The 24,260-nt window shown below is 74.1% G+C and carries 23 protein-coding genes; 17 read left to right on the top strand and 6 right to left on the bottom strand.

Translation table 11 applies throughout. The annotated features are described in order from the left end of the window. The gene (locus ABD899_RS14545; protein WP_345207277.1) at positions 1-726 is read right to left on the bottom strand and encodes a TetR family transcriptional regulator; all 726 of its coding nucleotides are present in this window, start codon (positions 724-726) and stop codon (positions 1-3) included. A gap of 107 nt (positions 727-833) precedes the next feature. Here ABD899_RS14545 and ABD899_RS14540 point away from each other — a divergent pair, with 107 nt between their 5' ends. The 7 genes from ABD899_RS14540 (at position 834) to ABD899_RS14510 (ending at position 9,760) form a co-directional block, all read left to right on the top strand. Further along, on the top strand, positions 834-2,117 hold the full coding sequence (locus ABD899_RS14540) for an acetyl-CoA C-acetyltransferase (RefSeq protein ID WP_345207275.1): 1,284 nt from the start codon (positions 834-836) through the stop codon (positions 2,115-2,117). Position 2,118: 1 nt separating this feature from the next. After that, on the top strand, positions 2,119-3,468 hold the full coding sequence (locus tag ABD899_RS14535; protein WP_345207273.1) for a 3-oxoacyl-ACP reductase: 1,350 nt from the start codon (positions 2,119-2,121) through the stop codon (positions 3,466-3,468). Position 3,469: 1 nt separating this feature from the next. Further along, positions 3,470-4,321 carry a MaoC/PaaZ C-terminal domain-containing protein gene (locus ABD899_RS14530; RefSeq protein ID WP_345207271.1) on the top strand — a complete coding sequence of 284 codons (852 nt, stop codon included), beginning with the start codon at positions 3,470-3,472 and terminating at the stop codon, positions 4,319-4,321. A gap of 31 nt (positions 4,322-4,352) precedes the next feature. Next, entirely contained in the window at positions 4,353-5,723 is a 1,371-nt protein-coding gene (locus tag ABD899_RS14525; protein ID WP_345207269.1) for an FUSC family protein, read from the top strand. A gap of 38 nt (positions 5,724-5,761) precedes the next feature. Continuing rightward, positions 5,762-6,784 (top strand): phosphotransferase enzyme family protein, encoded by a 1,023-nt coding sequence (locus tag ABD899_RS14520; RefSeq protein ID WP_345207267.1) that lies wholly within the window; start codon positions 5,762-5,764, stop codon positions 6,782-6,784. Positions 6,785-6,880: 96 nt separating this feature from the next. Next, positions 6,881-8,866 carry a threonine--tRNA ligase gene (thrS, locus tag ABD899_RS14515; RefSeq protein WP_345207265.1) on the top strand — a complete coding sequence of 662 codons (1,986 nt, stop codon included), beginning with the start codon at positions 6,881-6,883 and terminating at the stop codon, positions 8,864-8,866. Between the two features lie 414 nt (positions 8,867-9,280). Next, positions 9,281-9,760: a GNAT family N-acetyltransferase gene (locus tag ABD899_RS14510; RefSeq protein WP_345207263.1), complete on the top strand. Its 480-nt coding sequence runs from the start codon at positions 9,281-9,283 to the stop codon at positions 9,758-9,760. Here ABD899_RS14510 and ABD899_RS14505 read toward each other — a convergent pair. Further along, the gene (locus ABD899_RS14505) at positions 9,741-10,166 is read right to left on the bottom strand and encodes a VOC family protein (RefSeq protein ID WP_345207261.1); all 426 of its coding nucleotides are present in this window, start codon (positions 10,164-10,166) and stop codon (positions 9,741-9,743) included. The genes ABD899_RS14510 and ABD899_RS14505 overlap by 20 nt on opposite strands. Next, positions 10,163-10,669, bottom strand: coding sequence for a helix-turn-helix domain-containing protein (locus ABD899_RS14500; RefSeq protein ID WP_345207259.1), 507 nt, complete (start codon positions 10,667-10,669; stop codon positions 10,163-10,165). Before ABD899_RS14500 ends, ABD899_RS14505 begins: the two co-directional genes overlap by 4 nt. A gap of 44 nt (positions 10,670-10,713) precedes the next feature. Between ABD899_RS14500 and ABD899_RS14495 the strand changes: the two genes are divergently transcribed. Both ABD899_RS14495 and ABD899_RS14490 read left to right on the top strand, forming a co-directional pair. Then, complete coding sequence (locus ABD899_RS14495) at positions 10,714-11,535, top strand: SDR family NAD(P)-dependent oxidoreductase (RefSeq protein WP_345207257.1); 822 nt, start codon at positions 10,714-10,716, stop codon at positions 11,533-11,535. Between the two features lie 78 nt (positions 11,536-11,613). Continuing rightward, positions 11,614-12,153 (top strand): HIT family protein, encoded by a 540-nt coding sequence (locus tag ABD899_RS14490; protein WP_345207255.1) that lies wholly within the window; start codon positions 11,614-11,616, stop codon positions 12,151-12,153. Positions 12,154-12,257: 104 nt separating this feature from the next. On the opposite strand, the gene ABD899_RS14485 is transcribed toward ABD899_RS14490, so the two are convergent. Beyond that, positions 12,258-14,366: a GTP-binding protein gene (locus ABD899_RS14485; RefSeq protein ID WP_345207253.1), complete on the bottom strand. Its 2,109-nt coding sequence runs from the start codon at positions 14,364-14,366 to the stop codon at positions 12,258-12,260. Between the two features lie 93 nt (positions 14,367-14,459). Here ABD899_RS14485 and pgsA point away from each other — a divergent pair, with 93 nt between their 5' ends. The 5 genes from pgsA to pdxS all read left to right on the top strand — a co-directional run bounded on the left by pgsA (position 14,460) and on the right by pdxS (position 18,766). Next, positions 14,460-15,089, top strand: a complete 630-nt coding sequence (pgsA, locus tag ABD899_RS14480) for a phosphatidylinositol phosphate synthase (RefSeq protein ID WP_345207251.1) — start codon at positions 14,460-14,462, stop codon at positions 15,087-15,089. Next, on the top strand, positions 15,086-16,027 hold the full coding sequence (locus ABD899_RS14475) for a phosphatidylinositol mannoside acyltransferase (RefSeq protein ID WP_345207249.1): 942 nt from the start codon (positions 15,086-15,088) through the stop codon (positions 16,025-16,027). The genes pgsA and ABD899_RS14475 overlap by 4 nt, the downstream gene beginning before the upstream one ends. Continuing rightward, a complete protein-coding gene (locus tag ABD899_RS14470; RefSeq protein ID WP_345207247.1) occupies positions 16,024-17,214 on the top strand; it encodes a glycosyltransferase family 4 protein in 1,191 nt (396 codons plus the stop codon). The genes ABD899_RS14475 and ABD899_RS14470 overlap by 4 nt, the downstream gene beginning before the upstream one ends. Next, entirely contained in the window at positions 17,214-17,801 is a 588-nt protein-coding gene (locus ABD899_RS14465; protein ID WP_345207245.1) for a hypothetical protein, read from the top strand. The genes ABD899_RS14470 and ABD899_RS14465 overlap by 1 nt, the downstream gene beginning before the upstream one ends. Before the next feature lie 62 nt (positions 17,802-17,863). Next, positions 17,864-18,766 (top strand): pyridoxal 5'-phosphate synthase lyase subunit PdxS, encoded by a 903-nt coding sequence (gene pdxS / locus ABD899_RS14460; protein ID WP_345207243.1) that lies wholly within the window; start codon positions 17,864-17,866, stop codon positions 18,764-18,766. Between the two features lie 6 nt (positions 18,767-18,772). On the opposite strand, the gene ABD899_RS14455 is transcribed toward pdxS, so the two are convergent. Both ABD899_RS14455 and kynU read right to left on the bottom strand, forming a co-directional pair. Continuing rightward, complete coding sequence (locus ABD899_RS14455; RefSeq protein WP_345207241.1) at positions 18,773-20,482, bottom strand: SulP family inorganic anion transporter; 1,710 nt, start codon at positions 20,480-20,482, stop codon at positions 18,773-18,775. Positions 20,483-20,518: 36 nt separating this feature from the next. Beyond that, positions 20,519-21,757: a kynureninase gene (gene kynU / locus ABD899_RS14450; RefSeq protein ID WP_345207239.1), complete on the bottom strand. Its 1,239-nt coding sequence runs from the start codon at positions 21,755-21,757 to the stop codon at positions 20,519-20,521. A gap of 103 nt (positions 21,758-21,860) precedes the next feature. Between kynU and pdxT the strand changes: the two genes are divergently transcribed. The 3 genes from pdxT to ABD899_RS14435 are packed head-to-tail and all read left to right on the top strand — an operon-like array spanning position 21,861 to position 23,897. After that, positions 21,861-22,496: a pyridoxal 5'-phosphate synthase glutaminase subunit PdxT gene (gene pdxT, locus ABD899_RS14445; RefSeq protein ID WP_345207237.1), complete on the top strand. Its 636-nt coding sequence runs from the start codon at positions 21,861-21,863 to the stop codon at positions 22,494-22,496. After that, positions 22,493-23,248: a YebC/PmpR family DNA-binding transcriptional regulator gene (locus tag ABD899_RS14440; protein WP_345207235.1), complete on the top strand. Its 756-nt coding sequence runs from the start codon at positions 22,493-22,495 to the stop codon at positions 23,246-23,248. The genes pdxT and ABD899_RS14440 overlap by 4 nt, the downstream gene beginning before the upstream one ends. A gap of 4 nt (positions 23,249-23,252) precedes the next feature. After that, positions 23,253-23,897 carry a class I SAM-dependent methyltransferase gene (locus ABD899_RS14435; RefSeq protein ID WP_345207233.1) on the top strand — a complete coding sequence of 215 codons (645 nt, stop codon included), beginning with the start codon at positions 23,253-23,255 and terminating at the stop codon, positions 23,895-23,897. Positions 23,898-24,260 lie beyond the last annotated feature (363 nt).

Here is a 24,260-nt window from a genome sequence, read left to right as displayed (position 1 = left end):
TCAGACCCGTCCCGGTGACGTCGCGACGGCCCCGAGCCCGTCCCAGATGAGGGCGGTGAGGTCGTCGGCCAGCTCGTCGGCGCTCGGACCCGTCTGCGCGCCCCCGGCGGCCAGCCAGGCGTCGGCCGTGGCCCGAACCATGCCGACGAGGGCGACGCCCCACAACCGCCAGGCCCTCCCGTCGGCCGCGCCGCCGGGTGCCGTCCCGAGGGCCGGCACCCCGGGGCCGCCCGGTGTGCCGCCCGGTGTGCCGCCCGCGAGCCCCTCGGCCACGAGGTCGGCGACGTGGGCGGCGATCCGGCCGGTCATCCCGGCGGCCACGTCGCCCTCGGGGCGCTCGCCGGCCGGGACGATCGGGGCGTTGACGATGAAGCGGTACACCTCGGGGTCGTCGTCGACGAGCCGCAGGTAGGCGGCGACGACCCCCCGGACGACGGCGCGGGCGCCGTCGGGGGCCGGGTCACCGGCCGCGCGGGTCAGGCCGCGGATGATCGTCGCGTCGACCCGCTCGGCGACGGCGGTGTAGAGCCCGGCACGGTCGGTGAAGTGCCGGTAGAAGACCGTCTTGGAGGTCCGGGCGGTGGCGGCGACCTCGTCCATCCCGACCCCGGCACCGTGTCGTCGGATGGCCCGGAGCGTGGCGTCGACGAGCTCGGCCCGCCGCGCGAGGCGGTGCTCGTCCCAGCGCGAGCTGCGTCCGTCCGGTGTCGTGTGGGTCGCACCCATGGCCGGACGGTAGCAGGAACCGACAGTACCTGTTACCTTCCGTACCGGGTACCTTTCGTCGACAGAGGACCCGTCCCGCAGCACCGATCCACAAGGAGCGTTCACCGGTGACCACCCCCCGCCGCGCCGCCGTCCTCGGCGGCAACCGGATCCCCTTCGCCCGCCAGTTCGGCGCCTACGCTGAGGCCTCCAACCAGGACATGCTCACCTCGGCCCTCGAGGGGCTCGTCGCCCGGCACGGGCTCGCGGGGGAGCGGCTCGGCGAGGTCGTCGCCGGTGCCGTCATCAAGCACAGCCGCGACTTCAACCTCACCCGGGAGGCGGTGCTCGGCTCGAGCCTGGCGCCGACGACGCCGGCCTACGACATCACCCAGGCCTGTGGCACCGGCCTGCAGGCCACGATCCTCGTGGCGAACAAGATCGCGCTCGGCCAGGTCGAGTCCGGCATCGCCGGCGGGGTCGACTCCGCGTCCGACGCGCCCGTCGTCGTGCCGGAGAAGCTGCGCCGGAAGCTGTTGCGCCTCAGCCGGGCCAAGGGATCGACCGACCGTGCGAAGGCGGCCCTGGCCTTCCGCCCGACGGACCTGGGGATCCAGGTCCCGGCGAACACCGAGCCGCGCACGGGACTCTCGATGGGCGAGCACATGGCGGTCACCGCGGCCGGGTGGGGCGTCACCCGTGAGGCGCAGGACGCCCTCGCCCTGGCCAGCCACGAGAACCTCGCCGCGGCCTACGAGCGCGGTTTCTTCGACGACCTGCTCACGCCCTACCTCGGGCTGACCCGTGACCAGAACCTGCGCCCCGACTCCACCCTCGACAAGCTCGGCAAGCTCAAGCCGGTCTTCGGGGCCGGCGAGGGCGCCACGATGACGGCGGGCAACTCGACCCCGCTCACCGACGGCGCCTCCACCGTGCTCCTCGGCTCGCCGGAGTGGGCGGCCGAGCACGGACTGCAGCCGCTCGCCTGGTTCGTCGACGGCGAGACCGCCGCCGTCGACTACGTCACCGGCGACGAGGGCCTGCTCATGGCCCCCGCGTACGCCGTGCCGCGCCTGCTCGCCCGCCACGGGCTGACGCTCCAGGACTTCGACCTGTACGAGATCCACGAGGCGTTCGCGGCGACCGTGCTGTCGACCTTCGCGGCCTGGGAGGACGAGTCCTTCTGCCGCGAGCGCCTGGGGCTCGACGCGCCGCTCGGCGCGATCGACCGCACGAGGCTCAACGTCGCGGGGTCCTCCCTCGCGGCGGGGCACCCCTTCGCCGCCACCGGCGGCCGCATCGTGGCCACCCTCGCCAAGCTGCTCCACGAGAGGGGCCCGGGCTCGCGGGGCCTGGTCTCGATCTGCGCCGCCGGCGGCCAGGGCGTCGTCGCGATCCTCGAGGCGGCCTGACATGGCGCACCGCGACGGCTACACGGCGTTCGTCTCCTCGGGAGTCGGGAAGAAGGTCGCGACGACCCTCGGGCTTCCCCAGCCCGTCCCGCTGCGCCGCCACGTGCCCGGTCGGCCGCTCGTCGACGGGCCGGTGCTCGTCGGAGGCCACGGGGCCACCCCCGCCCTGGCTGCGCTGCGTGACGGGCTGACCTCGGCAGGTGCCACGCTCGTCGACGAGCTGCCGGAGCAGGGGCGGCTGGGCGGGGTCGTCGTCGACCTGTCGGCCGCGGCCACCCCGGCCGACCTCGAGGCGCTGCGCGCGACGTTGTCGCCGGCGCTGCGGCGCCTGGGCCGGTGCGCCCGGGTCGTCGTCGTGGGCCGCGAGCCGGCCCGTGCCTCGACCCCCGCCCAGCGGGCGACGCAACGCGCCCTCGAGGGCGCCACCCGCTCGGTCGCCAAGGAGCTGCGCTCCGGGGCCACCGCGAACCTCGTGCTCCTCGCGCCGGGCTCGGAGGTCGCGGCGCTCGGCACCGTCGAGTTCCTCCTCTCCGCGCGCTCGGCCTACGTCGACGCCCAGGTCCTCCACGTCGGCGAGGGCGAGGCGGGTACCCCGGCCGACCCCGACGAGCCGCTCGCAGGGAAGGTCGCCGTCGTGACCGGCGCGGCCCGCGGCATCGGCGCCGAGATCGCCCGCGCGCTGGGCCGCGACGGCGCCACCGTCGTGTGCGTGGACGTTCCCCCGGCCGGGGCGGCCCTCGCGGTCGTCGCGAACGAGATCGGCGGCACCGCACTCCAGGCGGACGTCACGAGGCCCGAGGCGGGGGCCCGCGTCCTCGAGCACGCCCGGACACGGCACGGCGGCCTCGACGTCGTCGTCCACAACGCCGGCATCACCCGCGACAAGCTGCTCGTCAACACCGACGCCGACCGGTGGCGGTCCGTGCTCGACGTCAACCTCGGCTCCATCCTGCGGATGAACGAGGCGTTCCTCGGCAAGGACGGGCTGCGCGACGGCGGGCACGTCGTCCTCGTCTCGTCGATCGCCGGGATCGCCGGCAACCGCGGGCAGACGAACTACGCGGCATCCAAGGCCGGGGTCATCGGCCTCGTCGACGCCTACGCCGCGGACCGGGGCCTGCGCCGCCGGGGCATCACCGTCAACGCGGTCGCGCCGGGGTTCATCGAGACCGAGATGACGGCACGGGTCCCCTTCGCGACCCGCGAGCTCGGCCGCCGGCTCAACAGCCTCGCCCAGGGCGGGCTGCCCGTCGACGTCGCCGAGACGATCGCGTACTTCGCCTCCGACGCGCAGGCGACCGTCACGGGCAACGTCGTGCGCGTCTGCGGCCAGAGCGTGCTGGGTGCCTAACGTGGCCTTGGAGACGCTCGCCGGGATGCCGTCGACCGCGCCCTTGTTCGTGCGGGCGGCCCTCACGGCCAGGCTGAGGCACGGCGACACCATGCCCGAACGCACGCTCGTCGTCGAGGGCGTGCGGGTCGACCGCGACCGCCTCACGGCCTACCAGCGCCTCACCGGCCACGCCGTCGACGACGCCCTGCCCCAGCCGTACCCGTGGGTGCTCGCCTTCCCGGTGCAGACCGCCCTCATGGTCCGTCGGGACTTCCCCCTGCCGCTGCCCGGGATGGTGCACCTGGAGAACCGGGTGACGACGCACCGCCGGCTCGACGCCGCCGACCCGCTCACCCTGTCGGTGACGGCGGGTGCGGTGCGGCCGCACCGCCGCGGCCGCACCGTGGACGTGCGGCTCGAGGCCCGCGTGCGCGACGAGCTGGTCTGGGAGTGCGACAGCGTCTACCTCAGCCGCGGGCGCGGCCAGGAGGACGCCCCCCGGGGCGAGGCGCCCCCGGCCGGGCCGGTCTCACCCGCCGTCGCCCGCTGGCGCCTACCCGAGGACCTCGGTCGCTCGTACGCCGGGGTGTCGGGCGACGTCAACCCCATCCACCTGCACGCGCTGAGCGCGCGGGCGATGGGCTTCCCCCGGCACATCGCCCACGGCATGTGGTCGTACGCGCGGACCCTCGCGACGTTGGGACGCACGTCGCTCGGCCCCTCGACGAGCCGGGTGTGGTTCACCAAGCCGCTCTTCCTGCCCGGCACGGTCGAGCTCGCCGTGGCCCACGAGGGCGGGCGCACCGTCGCGGCCCTGCGCTCGGCCAGGGACGCCGAGACGACGCACCTCGTGCTCACCCTCGAGGGGTGACCGGACGGTGACGGCTCGCTAAGGTCGTCAGGTGGTCAGCCGTGAGGTCGAGGTCGTCGACGCGCGCGGGTTGCCGAGCCGGGTCATCGCGACCCTCGGGGGGTGGGCCGCGGCCGTCCGGGCGGCGTTCACGACCCCTGGTGTCGAGCGGGCCGAGGGGCTGTTGCTGCTCAAGGCCGCGGTCGCCACGGTGCTCGCATGGCAGCTGGCCGTGCACCTGCTCGACAGCCCGGTGCCCTTCTACGCGCCGATGGCGGCCCTGCTCGTCGTCGACCGCACGATGGTCCGCTCGATCGGGGCCAGCGCACGACGCGTGGCCGCCGTGGTCCTCGGGATGAGCATCGCCTGGCTCGTCGGATCGCTCGTCGGCGTGACGTGGTGGACGATGGTCCCCGTCCTCATGGTCGCCCTCCTGATCGGTCGCTGGCCCCTGCTCGGCGACCACGGCATCCAGGTGCCGACGATGGTGCTCCTCTCGCTCCTCACGGTGCAGGGCACGGACACCGAGTTCACCTACCTCACCATCGTCCAGACCGTCCTCGGGGGGGTCGTCGGGGTCGCCGTCAACGCTGTCGTCCTGGCACCGATGCACCTCGACCAGCCCCGTGACGCCCTGCGCGACCTGACGACCCGCGTCCAGGACGTCCTCAAGGACATGGCCGACGGGATGCGGGGCACGTGGGACGCCGACCGGGCCCGGGGCTGGTACGACACCGCGACCGACCTCGGCGACCGCGTCCCGGAGGTGCTGGGCGTCGTCGAGACCGGACGCGAGAGCACCCGCTTCAACTGGCGGCACCGGCTGCGCCCGGCCCGCATCGACTGGGACGGCTACCTGCGCACCGTCGAGGCCGTGCGCCGGGCCCAGTGGCAGGTCGGTGGCATCGCGCGCACCCTCGTCGACACCGCGGAGGACGCGGACCGGCATCCGGCGCCGTCGGCGAACTGGCTGGAGCGCTACGCGGGCGTGCTCGACGAGGTCGGCGATGCCATCTCCGACTTCGGGGTGTGGACCGACGAGTCCCGCGAGGCCGTCGAGCGTCACGTCGAGCGAGCCCTCGACGCGCTGCACGACCTGAGCGAGCAGGTGCGCCGCACCCCTCTCGACGACCCCCGTGCGTGGCCGACCTACGGCGCCCTCGTCCTCGAGGCCGAGCGCCTCGCGCGCGAGCTGCGCGAGAGCAACGCGCACGCCTCGGTGCCCACCGACACGGGTCCGATCCGCACCCCGCTCGCCGAGACGGTGCCGGCCGTCGCGCAGCTGCAGCAGCAGGTCGAGCAGGTGCCCCTCGTCGGGGAGCACCTGCCCCGGATCATCGGACAGGTCGTGGGGCGGGAACCGGAGGACCCGGCGGCGCCCCCGCCCCCCGACCGGCGCTCGGACGGTGCACTCCCGTCGTGACGGTGACGCCGGGGCGCCGGTCGTGGTTGCCTTGGCGGATGAGCGCGCACGGCGGCGGGGGGCCGGGGGTGGCCTACACCGCGATGGATGCCGCGGAGCAGGTGGCGCAGCTGCGCCCCGTCGCGCTCGAGGCGGCGTCGCGGTTCGGCCTCGTCGTGCGCGACCTCGGCCTCGTCCTCCACGGGTACAACACGACCTTCCGGGTCGACACCGACGACGGGCGCCGGCTCGCGCTTCGTGTCAACACGAACTCGCACAGCACCGCGGCCCACGTCGTCGCGCAGCAGGAGTGGCTGCACGCGCTGGCCCGCGACACCGACGTCCTCGTGCCCGACCCGCTGCGCACGCCTGACGGGCGGTGGGCGGTCGACGTCGACTGCGCCGCGTGGGGGGCCGCGCTGCGCGTCACGGTCGCGTCGTGGCTCGACGGCGACGACGTGGGGGAGTGCGACGAGGAGCAGGCGTACGCGCTGGGACGGGCCATGGCGCTCCTCCACGACCACGCGGAGGGTTTCGTGCTGCCCGAGGGGGCGGCGTTGCCGTGCTACGACGAGCCGCTGTTCGGTGACGACAACCTGCTCGTGGGCCCGGACGTCCGGGCCCCCCACACGGCCGTCCTCGACGACGCCCTCGTCGAGTGCCGACGACGCTTCGACGAGGTCGCCCGGTCGACGCGACCCGTCGTGATCCACGCCGACCTGCACGGGGGGAACCTGAAGTGGCACCGTGGGCGGGTCGCGGTCTTCGACGTCGACGACGCCGGCATCGGCGCGCCCGCGCTCGACCTCGCGATCTCGACCTTCTACCTGCGCGACGGCCACCCGGCGGCCGAGGCCGCGCTGCGCGCCGGGTACGCCGACGTCCGGGACCTGCCGGACGTCACCGAGGAGCAGCTCGAGGCCCTCGTCGCCGCCCGTCAGCTCCTGCTGGCCAACAGCCTCTTCGCGAGCAGCACGGCCTCGCTGCGCGCGGAGGCGCAGGACTACCTCGACGTCACCGTGGACCGGCTCCGGCACTGGAGGACGACCGGGCGCTTCTCGCGGGCCGTGCACCCGGCCTGAGCGAAACCCCGGCGACCGGTGCACGAGCGGGTCAGTAGGCTGGGCTGGCGGGTCGAGCAGGCCCGCGCCCCCCGTCACCGCAGGAGAGACCCGACCATGGCTGCCCAGATCACCGTCCACGTCGCCGGCACCGAGCGATCGGTGGCGGAGGGCACGACGGCGGGCGACCTCTTCGCGGGCGACCGGGCCGTGCTCGTCGCCCGAGTCGGCGGCGAGCTGCGCGACCTCGCCCACGTGCTGGCCGACGGCGACACCGTCGAGCCGGTGACCACCGCGGAGCAGGACGGCCTCGACGTGCTGCGGCACTCCGCCGCGCACGTGCTCGCCCAGGCCGTGCAGGAGGTGCACCCGGACGCCCGACTGGGCATCGGCCCCCCGATCCGCGACGGCTTCTACTACGACTTCGACGTCGACACACCGTTCACGCCCGAGGACCTCAAGGCCCTCGAGAAGGTCATGCAGCGCATCGTCAACGAGGGCCAGACCTTCGAGCGCCGCGAGGTCTCCGACGCCGACGCCCTCGCCGAGCTGTCCGACGAGCCCTACAAGTGCGAGCTCATCGGCCTCAAGGGCGGGGCCTCGGAGTCCGCCGCAGAGGGGGCGTCGGTCGAGGTCGGGGGCGCGCAGCTCACGATCTACGACAACGTGCGCCGCGACGGCACCCGCGCGTGGGGCGACCTGTGCCGCGGCCCCCACGTGCCGACGACCAAGGTGCTCGGCAACGCCTTCAAGCTGACCCGCAGCGCCGCCGCCTACTGGCGCGGGTCGGAGAAGAACCCCCAGCTCCAGCGCGTCTACGGCACGGCGTGGCCGACGAAGGACGACCTGAAGGCCTACCTCGACCGCCTCGCCGAGGCCGAGAAGCGCGACCACCGCCGGCTCGGCGCCGAGCTCGACCTCTTCAGCTTCCCCGACGAGCTCGGCTCCGGCCTCGTCGTGTTCCACCCCAAGGGCGGCATCGTCAAGCGCGAGATGGAGGACTACGTCCGCCGCCGGCACATCGAGGAGGGCTTCCAGTACGTCGGCACGCCGCACATCAGCAAGGACGGCCTGTTCCACACCTCCGGGCACCTGCCGTACTACGCCGACACGATGTTCCCGCCGATGGAGTTCGAGGGCACCGAGTACCGCCTCAAGGCGATGAACTGCCCGATGCACAACCTCATCTTCCGCTCGCGCGGGCGGTCCTACCGCGAGCTCCCGCTGCGGCTGTTCGAGTTCGGCTCGGTCTACCGCTTCGAGAAGTCGGGGGTCGTCCACGGCCTGACCCGGGTGCGCGGGATGACCCAGGACGACTCGCACTCCTACGTCACCGCCGAGCAGGCGCCGGCGGAGATCAAGCACCTCCTCGAGTTCGTGCTCTCGCTGCTGCGCGACTTCGGGATGGACGACTACTACCTCGAGCTGTCGACCCGCGAGACCGAGGGGGACAACCGCGAGAAGTTCATCGGGTCCGAGGACCAGTGGGAGGTCGCGACGGAGGTCCTGCGCGACGTCGCCACCGAGTCCGGGCTCGAGCTCGTGCTCGACCCGGGTGGCGCCGCGTACTACGGCCCGAAGATCTCGGTCCAGGCCCGCGACGCCATCGGCCGCACGTGGCAGATGTCGACGATCCAGTACGACTTCAACCAGCCCGAGCGGTTCGGCCTCGAGTACCAGGCGGCCGACGGGAGCCGCCAGCGGCCGGTCATGATCCACTCGGCGAAGTTCGGCTCGATCGAGAGGTTCTTCGGCGTGCTCGTCGAGCACTACGCCGGGGCCTTCCCGGTCTGGCTGTCGCCGGTGCAGGCGCTCGGCGTCCCCGTCGCCGAGGAGTTCGAGGGCTACCTGCGGGGGGTGCTCGAACGGATGCGGCAGCACGGCATCCGCACCGAGCTCGACGCGAGCGACGACCGCTTCCCGAAGAAGATCCGCAACGCGAGCAAGGCCAAGGTGCCCTTCGTCCTCATCGCGGGCGAGGACGACCGGTCGGCGGGCGCCGTCTCGTTCCGCTACCGCGACGGGACGCAGAAGAACGGCATCCCCGTCGACGACGCGATCGCCGAGATCACCGCGGCGATCGGCGAGCGGCGCCAGGTCTGACGGCCCGACGGACCCCCGGGCGGCCCGCGTGTGTCTCGACACGTCTCGCGATCTGGGATGCCGGGGGGGCGGTGGTACGTCACGTCCCGCCCGTCACGCGACACGCCGTGCGACACGCCGACCCGACGAAATGGTCGGGAAACTTTGGCCAAACCCCTTGCGGGGCAGCGCGGCCGGGCGTAGAAATATCCCACTCCACCACTTCGGTGGCGGAGGGATCGAGAGAAGGCCGAGCACCAGACCGAGCGGTTCTGCCGCACGGAGCCACCCGGTGATGAGGGTGGTCGGTGGGCGGAGTCCATCTCGTGAGACTCGGAGCATCATGCCGGGTCAGCCGAGGCCCCGGGAACTCATACTTCCCGGGGCCTCACCCTTTCACGGCGGGGAACCGGGGCCACGGGCCACACTGGGTCCATGGACAGCGACGCCACGCCCAGGGTGCGCGAGGCCGTGCCCACCGACGCCTTCGCGGTCGCGGCGCTGCACCTCCAGGCCGAGCGCGAGTGGGGACAGCACGTCCCGCCCCGCTACCTCGACACCTTCGCCGACGCGTGGCTGCGCGACCGGGCCAGGTGCACCCTCCTCGCCGAGGACGGGCGCCACACCCCCCTCGGCACGATCCACGGCACCGTCGTGCACGAGCTGCCGACCCCGCGGCGGCGCCCCGCCGACGCGTGGATGCACCTCGGCTTCCTCTACGTCACCGAGGCGGCACGGGGCCGCGGCGTCGGGGAGGCCCTCGTGCGGGCCATGGTCGGGTGGTGCGGCGAGCACGACGTGCGGCGGATGCAGGTCGAGGCCGCCGACGAGGCCCGGGAGCTCTACGAGCAGGTCGGGTTCGCCCAGCCGGACGACGGGCTCCTCGAGCTGCGGCTCAGCCGAAGTCCGCGTTGAGCTGGCTCAGGCGCACGTTGTTGCCCGACGGGTCGCGGAACCCGACGTCGATGCCGTAGAGCTGCTCCTCGGGCTCCCCGATGAACTCCACGCCCCGCTCCTTGAGCTCGGCATGGGTGCGGCGGCAGTCGTCGGTCGTGAGGAAGACGGTGCCGGCCAGACCCTTGCCCATGAGGTCGCGCAGCTGCTCGTCGGTGGCGGGGTCGACCATCGGCGGGCCGGGGATCGCCATGAGCACGATGGCCACGTCGGTCTGTCCGGGTGGGCCCACGGTGAGCCAGCGGAAGTTCCCCATCTCGGCGACGGTGACGTCCGAGCGCACCTCGAACCCGACCCGGTCGGTCCAGTACTTCAGCGCCTCGTCCTGGTCGTGGACCCAGAGCTGGGCGGTGGCGATGCGGATCATGTGCGTTCTCCCTCTCGTGCGGTGCTGCTCGTGATGGTGGTCCCGGCCCTCCTGCCGGGCGTCCCCCAGTCCACCGCCGCGGGGGTGCGCGCGTCTTCTCGAAACGTGCGCACCTGCGGCCGGCCCCACGCGCGCACGACGCACGCCGGGACGCGCGCCACGTCTGCCGCGGGCGGGTGGGCGGCGCGGTAGGCCGTGGGCGGCATCCCGAACATCCGCCGGAAGCTCACGGTGAACGAGCCGATGCTCGTCAGCCCGACGGAGACACAGACCCGCGCGACGGACCAGTCCGTCGAGCGCAGCAGTGCCGCGGCGCGCTCGAGGCGACGGGTCAGGAGGTACTGGTGGGGCGACTCGCCGAAGGCCTTGCGGAACTCCCGGCTGAAGTGCGCGGGGGACAGGCGCGCCGCGGCCGCGAGGTCGGCCACCGTGAGCGGCTCGGCGTAGCGGCCGTCGGCGAGGTCGCGCGCACGCAGGAGGTGGCGGCTCGGCGGGACCGGCATCCGCCGAGTCTGGCACGACCCGCAGACGTCAGTAGGGTGGCCGGATGAGCCAGGCTGACGTCCCCTCGCGTGGGGTCCTCGTCACGGGGGCCTCGCGCGGTGTCGGCGCCGCCGTCGCCCGCGCGTTCGCCGAGCGCGGTGACCGTGTCGTCGTGCACCACCGCTCGCCCGACTCCCTCGCCCGGGCCGAAGCCGTCCTCCAGGGCCTCCCCGGACCGGGCCACGCCGTGCTCGCAGGGGACCTCTCCGACCCGGATGCCGTGCGCCGCCTCGCCGACGCGGCCGCCGGCGCCCTCGGCCGGGTCGACGTGCTCGTCAACAACGCTGCGATGATCGTCGCGCCACCGGGGGGCCGGGGGAGCCGCCGGGGCGACCACCCGCTCGAGGACACGGACTACGAGGACTGGGTGGCGGTGTGGCAGCGCACCCTCGCGACCAACCTCCTCGGGCCGGCCAACCTCACGTGGTGCGTGGCCCGGCAGATGATCGACGTGCCCCCCGCCGACGGGGTGCCGGTCGGCCGGGTCGTCAACGTCGGCTCGCGCGGGGCCTACCGCGGCGAGCCGGACATCCCCGCCTACGGCGCGAGCAAGGCGGGCCTGCACGCGTTCGGGCAGTCGATGGCCCAGCGGCTCGCCCCCCACGGCATCGCGGTGACGAGCATCGCCCCGGGCTTCATCGAGACCGACATGGCCGGTGCGGCCCTGGCGGGCGAGGCGGGGCAGCGCACGCGGGCGCAGAGCCCGTTCCACCGCGTGGCCCTCCCGGAGGAGGTGGCCGCCGCGATCGTCTGCCTCGCCGAGCCCGGCGCCGAGTGGGCGAGCGGCGCCGTGCTCGACTTCAACGGCGCGAGTCACCTGCGCTGAGCGAGCATCGCCCTCTCCGGGCGATCCGACCACTCGCACCCGAGCCCGGGGTCCGGGTGTCGCGCCTAGGATCGGGGCATGCCGGCGCACGAGGACCCCGCTCACTTCCCCGGTGAGGGCGACGGGTTCGAGCGCCTGTGGACCCCGCACCGGATGGTCTACATCGCCGGTGACCGGCCCGACCCGGGCGGCGGCGACGGGTGCCCCTTCTGCGCGGCGCCCGCCAGGGACGACGCCGAGGGGCTCATCGTGCACCGCGGCGAGCACTGCTACGTCGTCCTCAACCTCTTCCCGTACAACCCGGGGCACGTCCTCGTCTGCCCCTACCGGCACGTCGCGCTCTACGTCGACCTCACCGACGACGAGACCGCGGAGTTCACCGCCCTGACGAAGGCGGCGATCCGGGCCCTCGAGTCGGCCTCGGCGCCGATGGGCTTCAACCTCGGGATGAACCAGGGCGCCGTGGCCGGGGCCGGCGTCGCCGCGCACCTGCACCAGCACGTCGTGCCGCGCTGGGGCGGTGACGCGAACTTCCTGCCGATCATCGCCCGCACCAAGGCGCTCCCGATGCTCCTCGAGGACGTCCGGGCCCGCCTCGTCGAGCACTGGCCCGCCTGACCGCTCCGACGGCGTGACCAGCCGGCCCGACGCCGCGACCGATCGCCCCGGCCGGCCGGCCCGACGCCGCGACCATCGCCCCGACGCCGGCGTCAACCGATGGGTCAGCCGTGGCGGGGGCTGCCGATGTGGTCCTTCGCGAGCCGGTCGGGGAGCTGCTCGTGGTTGCGGTACTCGCGGTGGAAGGTGCCCGTGCCGTGGGCGAGCGAGCGCAGCGAGATGGCGTAGTCGAGCAGCTCGAGCTGGGGCACGGCCGCCTCGAGCACCGAGCGGCCCAGCTCGCCCTCGGCCGGGGCCGACCCGAGGATCTGCCCACGGCGGGTGCCGATGTCGGTCATGACCGCGCCGAGGTAGTCGTCGTCGACGGTCACCGTCACGGTGTCGATGGGCTCGAGGAGGCACATCGTGCTCTCCGAGGCCATCTCGCGCAGGGCGATCCCCGCGGCGGTCTGGAACGCGACGTCGGAGGAGTCGACCGAGTGCGCCTTGCCGTCGGTCAGGGTGACCTTGACGTCGACGACCGGCCAGCCGGCGAGCAGCCCCTTCCCGAGCTGGGTGTGGACGCCCTTCTCGACGCTGCCGATGAACTGCCGCGGCACCGCTCCGCCGACGACGACCTCGTCGAACTCGTTGCCGGACCCGCGGGGCAGCGGCTCCATGACGAGGTGGCACACGGCGAACTGCCCGTGCCCGCCGGACTGCTTGACGTGCCGTCCCTGGGCCTCGGCCCGGCGCACGGCCGTCTCCTTCATGGCGACCCGCACGGGCACCTGCTCGACGCCGACGTTGAAGCGGCTGCGCAGCCGGCTGAGCACGAGGTCGAGGTGGGCCGGACCGGTCGTCCACAGCACGACCTGGCCGGTCGCGCCGTCGTGCTCGATCCGCAGCGAGGGGTCCTCTGCGGCGAGCTCGCGGAAGGCGACCGGCATCCGGTCCTCGTCGGCGCGCGTGGCCGCGGCGACCGCGGCCGGGAGCAGCGCCTCGGGCAGCGCCCACGGCGTGACGAGGAGCGGTGCGTCGGGGGAGGAGATCGTGTCGGAGGTCTGCGCGCTCGCGAGCTTGGTCACGACGACGACCTCGCCGGCGACCGCCTCGGACTTCGGCAGCAGCTCACCGTCGAAGGGTGCGGCGAGGGCGCCCGGGCGCACGTCGTCGTCGTGGGCGGCGTGCCCCTCGCCGGTCGGCACCCCGAGCAGCTCGAGGTGGCCCGAGACGTGCACGGGGCGGTCGGCCCGCAGGGTGCCGGAGAACACCCGCACGAGGGACAGGTGCCCGACGTAGGCGTCGGACTCGGTGTGCACGACCTCGGCGACGAGCGGGCCGTCGGGGTCGGGCGTCAGGGCGACCGCATCGCCGCCGGAGACCGGCCGGACCGTCGGCAGGGGGTGGAGCCCCGGGTGCGGGAACGCCGCCTCGACGAGGTGGAGCAGGACCCCCACGCCCGCCCCGGTCTCGGCGGACAGCGGCAGGACGGGGTGGAACGTGCCGTGCGCGACGGCCGTGAGGAGGTCCTTCTCGAGGGTCTCGAAGTCGAGCTCCTCGCCCTCGAGGTAGCGGTCCATGAGCCCACCGTCCTCGGACTCCTCGATGATCCCCTCGATGAGGGCCGGCCGGTACGTGTCGAAGACGTCGGCGTGCTCGGGACCGGCCGGCCGCACCGTGCGGGCGCCCCCGGCGTAGTCGTGGACCTCGCCGAGGAGGAGGTCGGCGATCGAGGTGACCGCGCCCGCCTCCCCGGGCACCGGGACGCCGAGCGGTTGGATGCCGGACCCGAAGTGGGCCTGGCAGTCAGCGAGCGTCACGGCGAAGTCGGCGTCACGGGCGTCGAGCTGGGTGACGACGACGGCCCGCGGCATCCCGACGAGGGCGCACTCGTGCCACAGGGCCCGGCTCGCGGCGTCGGCGCCGTCGGCCGCCGAGACGACGAAGAGGGCGGCATCCGCCGCCCTCAGCCCCGCCCGCACCTCCCCGACGAAGTCGGGGTTGCCCGGGGCGTCGATGAGGGTGACCACCGCCTTGCCGGTCGAGACGGTCGCGGCGCGCAGCCCCGTCGTGGGCTCGGGCTCCCCCCGGGGGGCGCGACCGGGGACGACCGCGTCGACGACGTGGTCGAACAGCCGGGACTTCCCCGACCCACTCGGTCCGACGAGGACGACGTTCCGGATGCCGGTCGTGCTGTGGACGGTGGGGGCCTGGGGTGTCGTGCCGTTCATGGCCCCTACATTTGTCCACTTGGTCGCGCGGCACAAGCGGTCGCGGCGAGTGTGACGAGCACCGCTGCGGCTCCGCACTACGCTGGGCCCACCATGCTGAACCGATACGCGCGCGCCTTCGCCACCAAGCTGCTGACCCCGGTGGCGGCGGTGCTCATCCGGCTCGGGATCAGCCCCGACGTCGTCACGATCATCGGCACCCTCGGCGTGTGCTTCGGGGCACTCGCGTTCTACCCGCGAGGTGAGCTGCTCATCGGCACCCTCGTCATCACCGGCTTCGTCTTCTCCGACACCCTCGACGGCATCATGGCCCGTCGGATCGGCCGGTCCGGGAAGTGGGGCGCCTACCTCGACTCCACCCTCGACCGGGTCGGCGACGCCGCCATCTTCGGCGGCCTCGTGCTCTACTTCGCCGGCGCGGGCCGCGAGGACGGCGAGCTCGCCCCGGTCATGGCCGGGCTGGCGCTGGCGTGCCTCATCCTCGGCAGCGTCGTCTCGTACGCCAAGGCGCGGGCCGAGGGGCTGGGCATGACCGCGAACGTCGGCATCGCCGAGCGCGCGGACCGGCTCGTCGTCGTGCTCATCGCCACCGGGCTCACCGGCCTGCTCGACCTGCCCTGGGCCGTCCTCGGGGTGGTTCTGGCGCTCCTCGCGCTCGCGAGCCTCGTCACCGTCGTCCAGCGGATGCTCGAGGTGCGTCGCCAGGCGCTGGAAGCCGCGTGAGGGCGCGGTCGTCCACGGCGGCCGACCGGCTCGCCCTCGCCGGGCACCGGCTCGGGTGGCGGGCGGTCCGCCGGATGCCGGAGCGCGTCGCCTACGCGGTGTTCGACCGGGCCGCCGACCTCACCGTGCGGCGTGGTGGGGCGGAGCGCATGCGCGCGAACTACTCCAGGGTGCGTCCCGAGCTGGACGCCACGGCCCTGGACGCCCTCGTGCGCGACGGCATGCGGCGCTACCTGCGGTACTACTGCGAGGCGTTCCGGCTCCAGGACCTCGGGCCCGACGACCTCGCCGACCGGGTGCGGGTCGAGGGCGACGGCCCGGTCCGCGAGGTCATCGCCGCGGGCGGGTCGGTCGTCGCGTTCCTCGGGCACCTCGGCAACTGGGACCTCGCGGGGGCCTGGGGGACGACCCACCTCGGCCCCGTGACGACGGTCGCGGAACGGCTGCGGCCCGAGGAGGTCTTCGAGGAGTTCCTCGCCTTCCGGGAGTCGCTCGGGATGACGATCATCCCGCTGACCGGCGGCGTCAACCCGTTCCCGGCGCTGCGCGACGCCGCCCGCCGGCCCGGCATCATCCCGCTCCTCGCCGACCGCGACCTCACCGCCCGCGGCGTGGAGGTCGACCTGTGCGGGCACCCGGCCCGGATGGCGCCCGGCCCGGCCGCGCTCGCCCTCGCCGAGCGGCGACCGCTGCACCCCGTGTCGATCCGCCACGAACGCCGCGGCCGGGGCTGGGGGATCGTCATCACGTTCCACCCGGCCGTTGCCGTGCCCGACGGCGGCACGACCCGCGAGCGGGCGACGGCGATGACGCAGGCGTGCGCCGACGTGCTCGGGGCGGTCATCGCGCGGCACACGAGCGACTGGCACATGCTGCAGGCGGTCTTCCTCGAGGACCTCGACCCCACCCGGCTGCGGGCCGCCGAGGAGGTGCGGTGAGGATCGGGATGGTCTGCCCGTACGCCTGGGGCGTGCCCGGCGGCGTGCAGTTCCACGTGCGCGACCTCGCCGAGTACTTCATCGGCCAGGGGCACGACGTGTCGGTGCTCGCCCCGTCGGACGAGGGTGACGACGTGCCCCCGTACTTCACGTCGTCCGGACGACCGGTTCCGGTGCGCTACAACGGGTCGGTCGCCCGGCTCACCTTCGGCCCGGTCACCTCGGCGCGGGTCACGCGGTGGCTCGAGGCGGGCCGCTTCGACGTGCTCCACCTCCACGAGCCGATCAACCCGTCGGCGTCGCTCATGGCGCTGTGGGCCTCGACGGACGAGCCCGTCGTCGCCACCTTCCACTCGGCGATGCTCCGGTCCCGGGCGCTCCAGGCGGCCCACCCGCTGCTGCGCCCCTCGCTCGAGAAGATCCGCGGCCGGATCACGGTCTCGGCGGAGGCCCGCGAGACGATCCGGCGCTACCTGTACGCCGAGTCGTTCATCATCCCGAACGGCATCCACGTCGACCGGTTCGCGGGCGCGCCGCCGGCCGAGGCGTGGACCGGGACGCCCGCGCGACCCACGCTGGCGTTCGTCGGGCGCGCCGACGAGCCGCGCAAGGGCCTGGGCGTCGCCCTGCGCGCGCTTCCCGCCGTCCTCGACGAGCACCCCGGGGCGCGGCTGCTCGTGGCCGGCCCCGGCGACACCGCGGAGGCGCTCGCGGCCGCCGACCCGCGCGCCGCCACCGCGGTCGAGACCCTCGGGACCGTCTCGGACGCCGACAAGGCCTCGCTGCTGCGCTCCGTCGACGCCTACGTCGCCCCGCACCTCGGGGGCGAGAGCTTCGGCATCGTCCTCGTCGAGGCCATGGCGGCGGGGGCCCCGGTCGTCGCCTCGGACCTCATCGCCTTCTCCGACGTCCTCGACGGCGGGCGCACCGGCATCCTGTTCGAGACGGGTTCCCCGGAGGGGCTCGCGACGGCGGTGCTCGACCTGCTCGCCACGCCCGGTCGCCGGGAGGAGCTGCACCGGCTCGGTCGCGAACGGGCCCGGCTCTTCGACTGGGAGGTCGTCGCCGACCGCGTCATGGCCGTCTACGAGACCGTCATCGCCGGCGCCGACGGCGAGCCCGACGAACCGACGCAGCACGGCCTGTGGGGCCGGATCGTGCGTGGGGTGCCCGGAGGTGGTGGCTGATGGTCGACGTGCTGCAGATCGCGACCTTCGCGGTCATCCTCCTCATCGCCGTCGCGTGGTACCTCTCGTACTCCGCGGCCCGGCTCGACCGGCTGCACGCGAAGGTCGAGGGCGCCATGTCGGCCCTCGACGCGCAGCTCATCCGTCGTGCCGAGGCCGCGCTCGAGCTCGCCAACAGCGGCGTGCTCGACCCGGCGAGCGCGTTGCTCATCGCCGACGCGGCGACCGAGTCGCTCGAGCGCACCACCGAGCAGCCGGTCACCGACGACCTGCTCGACGGCCAGCACTTCGGTGGTCGTGAGGGCGTCGAGAGCGACCTCACCGCCGCGCTGTCGGCGGCCCTGCCGGATGCCGTCGTGCAGGACCTGCGGGCTCGCCACGACGACCTCGTCGCCGACGAGCTCGACCGGGTCGCGGCGAGCGTGCTGCGGGTCCAGCTGGCCCGCCGCTTCCACAACGACGCCGTGCGCGACGTGCGCCGGGTGCGCGCCAAGCGCACCGTGCGGTGGTTCGGGCTCGCCGGGTACGCCGCCCTGCCGGAGCCGGTCGTCTTCGACGACGCGGCGCCCCCCGGACTCGGCCGCTGACGCCGACCGGCGGGGGCCGGGCGTGGCCGGGCCATGGTCGCGGCGGACCTACACTGTGCGCCATGAGCGAGCAGCAGAACGCCCCGGGCACCGGCACGACCCGCGTCAAGCGCGGGATGGCCGAGATGCTCAAGGGCGGCGTGATCATGGACGTCGTCACCGCGGAGCAGGCGAGGATCGCCGAGGATGCCGGCGCGGTGGCCGTCATGGCCCTCGAGCGGGTGCCCGCCGACATCCGCGCCCAGGGCGGCGTGTCCCGGATGAGCGACCCGGACATGATCGACGGCATCATCGAGGCCGTCTCGATCCCGGTCATGGCCAAGGCCCGGATCGGCCACTTCGTCGAGGCCCAGGTGCTGCAGTCCCTCGGCGTCGACTACGTCGACGAGTCGGAGGTGCTCACCCCGGCCGACTACGCGAACCACATCGACAAGTGGGCGTTCACCGTGCCGTTCGTGTGCGGGGCCACCAACCTGGGCGAGGCCCTGCGTCGCATCACCGAGGGGGCCGCGATGATCCGCTCCAAGGGCGAGGCGGGCACCGGCGACGTGTCGAACGCGACGACCCACATGCGCCAGATCCGTCAGGAGATCCGTCGCCTGCAGAACCTGCCCGACGACGAGCTCTACGTCGCCGCGAAGGAGCTCCAGGCTCCCTACGACCTCGTCAAGGAGGTCGCCCACGCCGGGAAGCTCCCCGTCGTGCTCTTCACCGCCGGCGGCATCGCGACGCCCGCCGACGCGGCCATGATGATGCAGCTCGGCGCCGAGGGCGTGTTCGTCGGCTCCGGCATCTTCAAGTCCGGCAACCCGGCCCAGCGCGCCGAGGCGATCGTCAAGGCGACGACGTTCTTCGACGACCCCGACGTCGTCGCCAAGGTCTCGCGGGGGCTCGGCGAGGCCATGGTCGGGATCAACGTCGACGAGATCCCCCAGCCGCACCGCCTCGCCGAGCGCGGCTGGTAGCCCGGCTCAGCCGCTCCCGGCCCGGAACCGGCGGAAGTCGCGCACGGCCGCGTTGATCGTCGGATAGTGCCGCAGCGGCCCCTCCGGCTCGAGGAGGGCGATCCGGCGCAGCCGGCGCACGACGTCCTCGTTGGCCCGGGCGACGGCGACCTGCGCGACCCCCGTGGCGGCGAGCTGGTCGAGCAGGTCGGTCAACCCGTCGAGGGCGGAGGCGTCCAGGGCGCCGATGCCCTCGAAGTCGAGGACGAGCCAGTCCTCGCGGCCGGGGTTGGCCTCGAGGGCCTCGAGCACGCGGGTGCGGAACCGTTCGGTGTTGAGGAAGAACAGCGGCGCGTCGAACCGGTAGACGAGCAGCCCCGGCTCGGTGCGGGCCTCGGGGTGGGCGTCGACCTCGACCCAGCCGTCGAGCTCGGGGCGGTCGCCGAGCACCGCGTCGTGCGGGCGGGCCATCCGGCCCAGGGCCACGACGATCGACAGGCTCACCGCGAGCAGGACGCCGACGAGCACGTCGACGACGATGACGCCGAGCGCGGCGACGAGCGCGAGCACGGCCTCCTGACGGCTGACCCGCCACAGCGCGCGGTACCCGGCGACGTCGATGATGGCGATCGCCGCCGACACGATGACCGCGGCGAGGGCCGCCCGGGGGATCTGGCCGAGCACGGGGCTGAGCACGAGGAGGGTGGCGACGACGACGGAGCAGGCGACGAGCGAGACGAGCTGGGTGCGGCTGCCCAGGGAGGCGGGAACTGCCGTGCGGCTCGCGCTCGACGAGACCGGGAAGCCCTGCGAGACGCCGGCCGACAGGTTGGTCAGCCCGAGCGCGAGCAGCTCCCGGTTGGGGTCGATGCGGTAGCCGTGCCGGGCCGCGATCGACCGGGCGGTGAGGACGTTGTCGGTGAACCCGACGAGCACGATCCCGGCCGCGACGGGCAGCAGCCGCACGACGTCGTCGAGCGTGATCGCGGGCAGCCCCGGGACCGGCAGCCCCTCGGGGATCGCGCCGACGACCGGGACGACCGGCTCGTCGCCGGGCAGCGCCCAGACGACGAGCGTGGCCAGCGCGACGGCGACGAGCGCGCCGGGCACCCGGGGTGCGTGGCGGCGCAGCAGGAGCACGACCGCCAACGTCGTGGCGCCGACGGCGAGCGTGGCCGGGTCGACCTCGTCGAGCCCGGTGAGCAGCTCGAGCACCCGGGGGAAGAACCGGTCGGCCTCGATGGGCACGCCGGTGAAGGCCGCGATCTGGCTGCTGAGCAGGGTGAGCCCGACGCCGGTGATGTAGCCGACGAGCACCGGCTTGGACAGCACCGACGCGATGAACCCGAGCCGGGCGACCGCGCCGAGCACGGCCATCGTCCCCACGACGAGGGCGAGCCCGGCCATGAGGGCGACGTAGCGGGCCGGGTCGCCGGCGGCGATCGCGCCGACCCCGGTCGCCGCGAGGATCGCCGTGCCGGGCTCGGGCCCGACACCCAGGTGCCGGCTCGTGCCGACGACCGCGTAGACGACGAGCGGGGCGATGACGGCGTAGAAGCCGTACTGCGGCGGCATCCCGGCGAGCTCGGCGTACGCCATCGACTGGGGGATGAGCATCGCGCCGACGGTGAGGCCGGCCACGACGTCGAGGCCGAGCCAGCCCCGTTGGTAGCCGCGGAGCACCGCGATGCCCGGAGCGAGGTCGGCGAGCCGCTGGCGCGGCGTCGGGCGGGTCACCCTCCGACCGTAGCGGGGCGTCGGCGCGTCCCTCCGTCAGGTCACCGTGGCCCGGGTGCGGAACTGGGCCCGTTCGTACTCGCGGTGCTCGAGCACGTCGCGCAGGTGCCCGGCGGCGCGCAGGACGTCGGCGTGGGTGAGGTAGAGCGGGGCGAACCCGAGCCGCACGATGTCCGGCTCGCGGAAGTCGCCGACGACGTCGCGCGCGATGAGCGCCTGGACGACGGCGTACGCCTGTGGATGCCGCACGCTCACCTGCGAGCCCCGCCGTGCGGGCTCGCGGGGGGTCGCCACCTCGAGGTGGGGGACGAGGGTGTCGAGGCACTCGAGGAAGAAGCCCGTGAGCGACAGCGAGCGCTCGCGCGCAGCGGCCGGCTCGACCCCGTCGTACGCCGCGAGGGCGGCCTCGAGCGCGAGCATCCCGAGCAGGGGCGGGGTGCCCACCCGGCCCCGGGTGATGCCCGGTGCCGGGACGAAGTCGGGTGCCATCGCGAACGGGGTCGCGTGCCCGTTCCACCCGGCGAGCGGCTGGTCGAAGTCGTCCTGGAGGCGGTGGGCGACGTAGAGGAAGGCCGGGGCGCCCGGGCCGCCGTTGAGGTACTTGTAGCCGCAGCCCACGGCGAGGTCGGCTCCGTGCTCGTCGAGCCCGACGTCGAGCACGCCCGCGGAGTGGCACAGGTCCCAGCAGGAGAGTGCGCCGACCGCGTGGGCCGCGCGGGTGATCGCGGGGAGGTCCCACAGCTCGCCGGTGCGGTAGTCGACGGACGAGTACGAGGCGAGCACGAGGTCGTCGCCGACCTCGGCGATGCGGGCGACGGCGTCGCCGGGGAACACCCGCTCGACGACGAGCCCGGCGACGCGCGCCGCGGCATCCGTCACGTAGAGGTCGGTGGGGAAGGAGTCGGGGTCGGTGAGCACGACCCGGCGACCGGGTCGCATGCGGGCGGCGGCGACGACCGCCTTGTAGAGGTTGACCGACGTGGAGTCGGTGCACACGACCTGTCCCGGCGCGGCGCCGACGAGGCGACCGAGCGCGTCGCCCACGCGGGTCGGCGCGTCCCACCAGCCGGCGTCGTTCCAGCTCGCGATGAGCTCGTTGCCCCACTGGCGGTGCACGACGTCCGCGACCGCCTCGGCGACCCCGGCGGGCAGCGCCCCGAGGGAGTTGCCGTCGAGGTAGACGACCCCGGCCGGCAGGCGGAACCGGGCCCGCAGGTCGGTGGCGGCGTGGCGGGCGTCGAGCTCGCGGGCCCGGTCGGTGAGCGCTGGCGACATGGCCCGACGCTACCCGCGCTACGTCCGGCACGTCGGGGGTCCTGGCGGCCGACCTGCCGACGCAGGCGATGGTGGTTCGGGGGAGGACGTACGCTCGTGCGTCGTGACCGGCACCCCCCTCATCGGCGTCCTCGCGGTCCAGGGCGACGTGCGCGAGCACCTCGCGGCCCTGGCGGCGAGCGGCGCGCGCACGACGACGGTGCGCCGGCCCGAGGAGGTCGCGGCGGTCGACGGGCTCGTCATCCCGGGCGGGGAGTCCACGACGATGGACAAGCTGGTGCGGGCGTTCGGGCTCCAGGGCCCGCTGCGCGAGCGGATCGCCGCGGGGATGCCGGTGTACGGCTCGTGCGCGGGGATGATCATGCTGGCCGACCGCATCGCCGACGCGCGCCCGGACCAGGAGACGCTCGGCGGTATCGACATCACGGTGCGCCGCAACGCCTTCGGCAGGCAGGTCGACTCCTTCGAGGAGGACCTGCACATCCGAGAGCTCGGCGGGCAGCCGGTGCGGGCGGTGTTCATCCGCGCGCCCTGGGTCGAGGAGGCGGCGGAGTCCGTCCAGGTCCTCGCCCGGGTGGAGCACGGGCCCGCCGCGGGTAGGATCGTCGCCGCCCGCCAGGGCGACCTGCTCGTCACCTCCTTCCACCCGGAGGTGACCGGGGACCACCGGGTCCACCAGCTGTTCGTCGACATCGTGAGGCACCACACCGCCACGCAAGACCAGAGGGAGCATTCATGAGCGGCCACTCCAAGTGGGCGACCACCAAGCACAAGAAGGCGGCGATCGACGCCAAGCGGGGGAAGCTGTTCGCGAAGCTCATCAAGAACATCGAGGTGGCGGCGCGCTCGGGTGGGGGAGACCCGGCCGGCAACCCGACCCTCTACGACGCCATCCAGAAGGCCAAGAAGTCGTCGGTCCCCAACACGAACATCGACAACGCGGTCAAGCGCGGGTCCGGGGCCACCGCGGGCGGCTCGGACTGGGAGACGATCACCTACGAGGGCTATGCGCCGGGTGGGGTCGCCGTGCTCATCGAGTGTCTCACCGACAACCGCAACCGCGCGGCGGCGGAGGTGCGCACCGCCCTGACCCGCAACGGTGGCGCCCTCGCCGACCCGGGGTCCGTGAGCTACGTGTTCGACCGCAAGGGTGTCGTCATCGTGCCCAAGGCGGAGAAGAGCGAGGACGACCTCCTCGAGATCGTGCTCGACGCGGGCGCCGAGGAGGTCAACGACAACGGCGACACGTGGGAGATCGTGTCTGAGGCCACCGACTTCGTCGCGGTGCGCACCGCGCTCCAGGAGGCGGGCGTCGACTACGACTCCGCCGAGGCCGCCTGGGTGCCGAACCTCCAGGTGCCGCTCGACCTCGACGGCGCGAAGAAGATGATCCGCGTCATCGAGGCCCTCGAGGACTCCGACGACGTCCAGGACGTCTTCGCCAACGGCGACATCCCCGACGACGTCCTCGCCCAGCTCGAGGAGGAGTGACCGGATGCCGTCGCGCGGGCTGCCCGTGGACGGCATCGGGGTGCGGTGTGCTCGCCCCCTGAGCTCGTCAGACCCAGGGCTGTGGGACCGCGAGGCCGCGACCTTCGACGAGGCGCCCGACCACGGGTTGCTCGACCCCGAGGTGCGCGAGGCGTGGCGCGAGCTGCTGCTGGGGGTGCTGCCCGTCGCACCGGCTGACGTCGTCGACCTGGGCTGCGGCACCGGGACCCTGACCCGGCTCCTGGCCGACGACGGGTACACCGTGGACGCGGTCGACTTCTCGCCGGCGATGGTGCGGCTTGCCGACGCCAAGCTCGCCGGGTCGCCTCGGGCCGTGGTGCGCCTGGGTGATGCTGGCGACCCCGGCCTGGCGCCGGCCAGCACCGACGTCGTTCTCTGCCGGCACCTGCTCTGGGCGTTGCCCGAACCCGAAAGGGCGGTGGTGCGGTGGGTGCGGGCCCTGCGCCCGGGCGGTCGGCTCGTGCTCGTCGAGGGCACCTGGTCGACGGGGGCGGGCCTCACGGCGAAGCGCTGCGCGAGCATCGTCGAGGGCTCGTGCGCCCGGGTGGAAGTGCGGCCGCTGCCCGGGCCGGCGCTCTGGGGCGGCGAGACCACCGACGACCGGTACATCGTCGTCGCGCGCCCCTGACCGTCCCTCGAACACGTGGGGTCGAGCGTGGTCCGAGGGTGGGAACCGAGGAGCTGACGGTCGCTGGTCTCAGGACTGGGGCGCCGCCCCCCGCCGACGGCTCGATGGAGGGTGGTCATCGGTCGCCCCCACCGGCCAGGTCCGTGACCAGGCCGGGGAAGGCCGTTTCGCCCGTCGCAAGGTGCCGCGCGTCAGAAGGGTGGGGGCTGGACCGGCGCGGCGGTGGTGGGGGTCGTCTGCCGGGTCGTCGCACCCCTTCAGGACGCCGCGCGTCAGAAGGGTGGGGGTGGGACCGGCGCGGCGGTGGTGGGGGTCGTCTGCCGGGTCGGGGGCGGTGGGTCGTGGCGTCGAGGTGGTGGTGGT

This window comes from Fodinibacter luteus (genome assembly GCF_039541575.1).
GTDB classification, from domain to species: domain Bacteria; phylum Actinomycetota; class Actinomycetes; order Actinomycetales; family Dermatophilaceae; genus Fodinibacter; species Fodinibacter luteus.
Note: the sequence above shows the minus strand (reverse complement) of the source record. Positions and strands in the feature narration are given on the sequence as shown.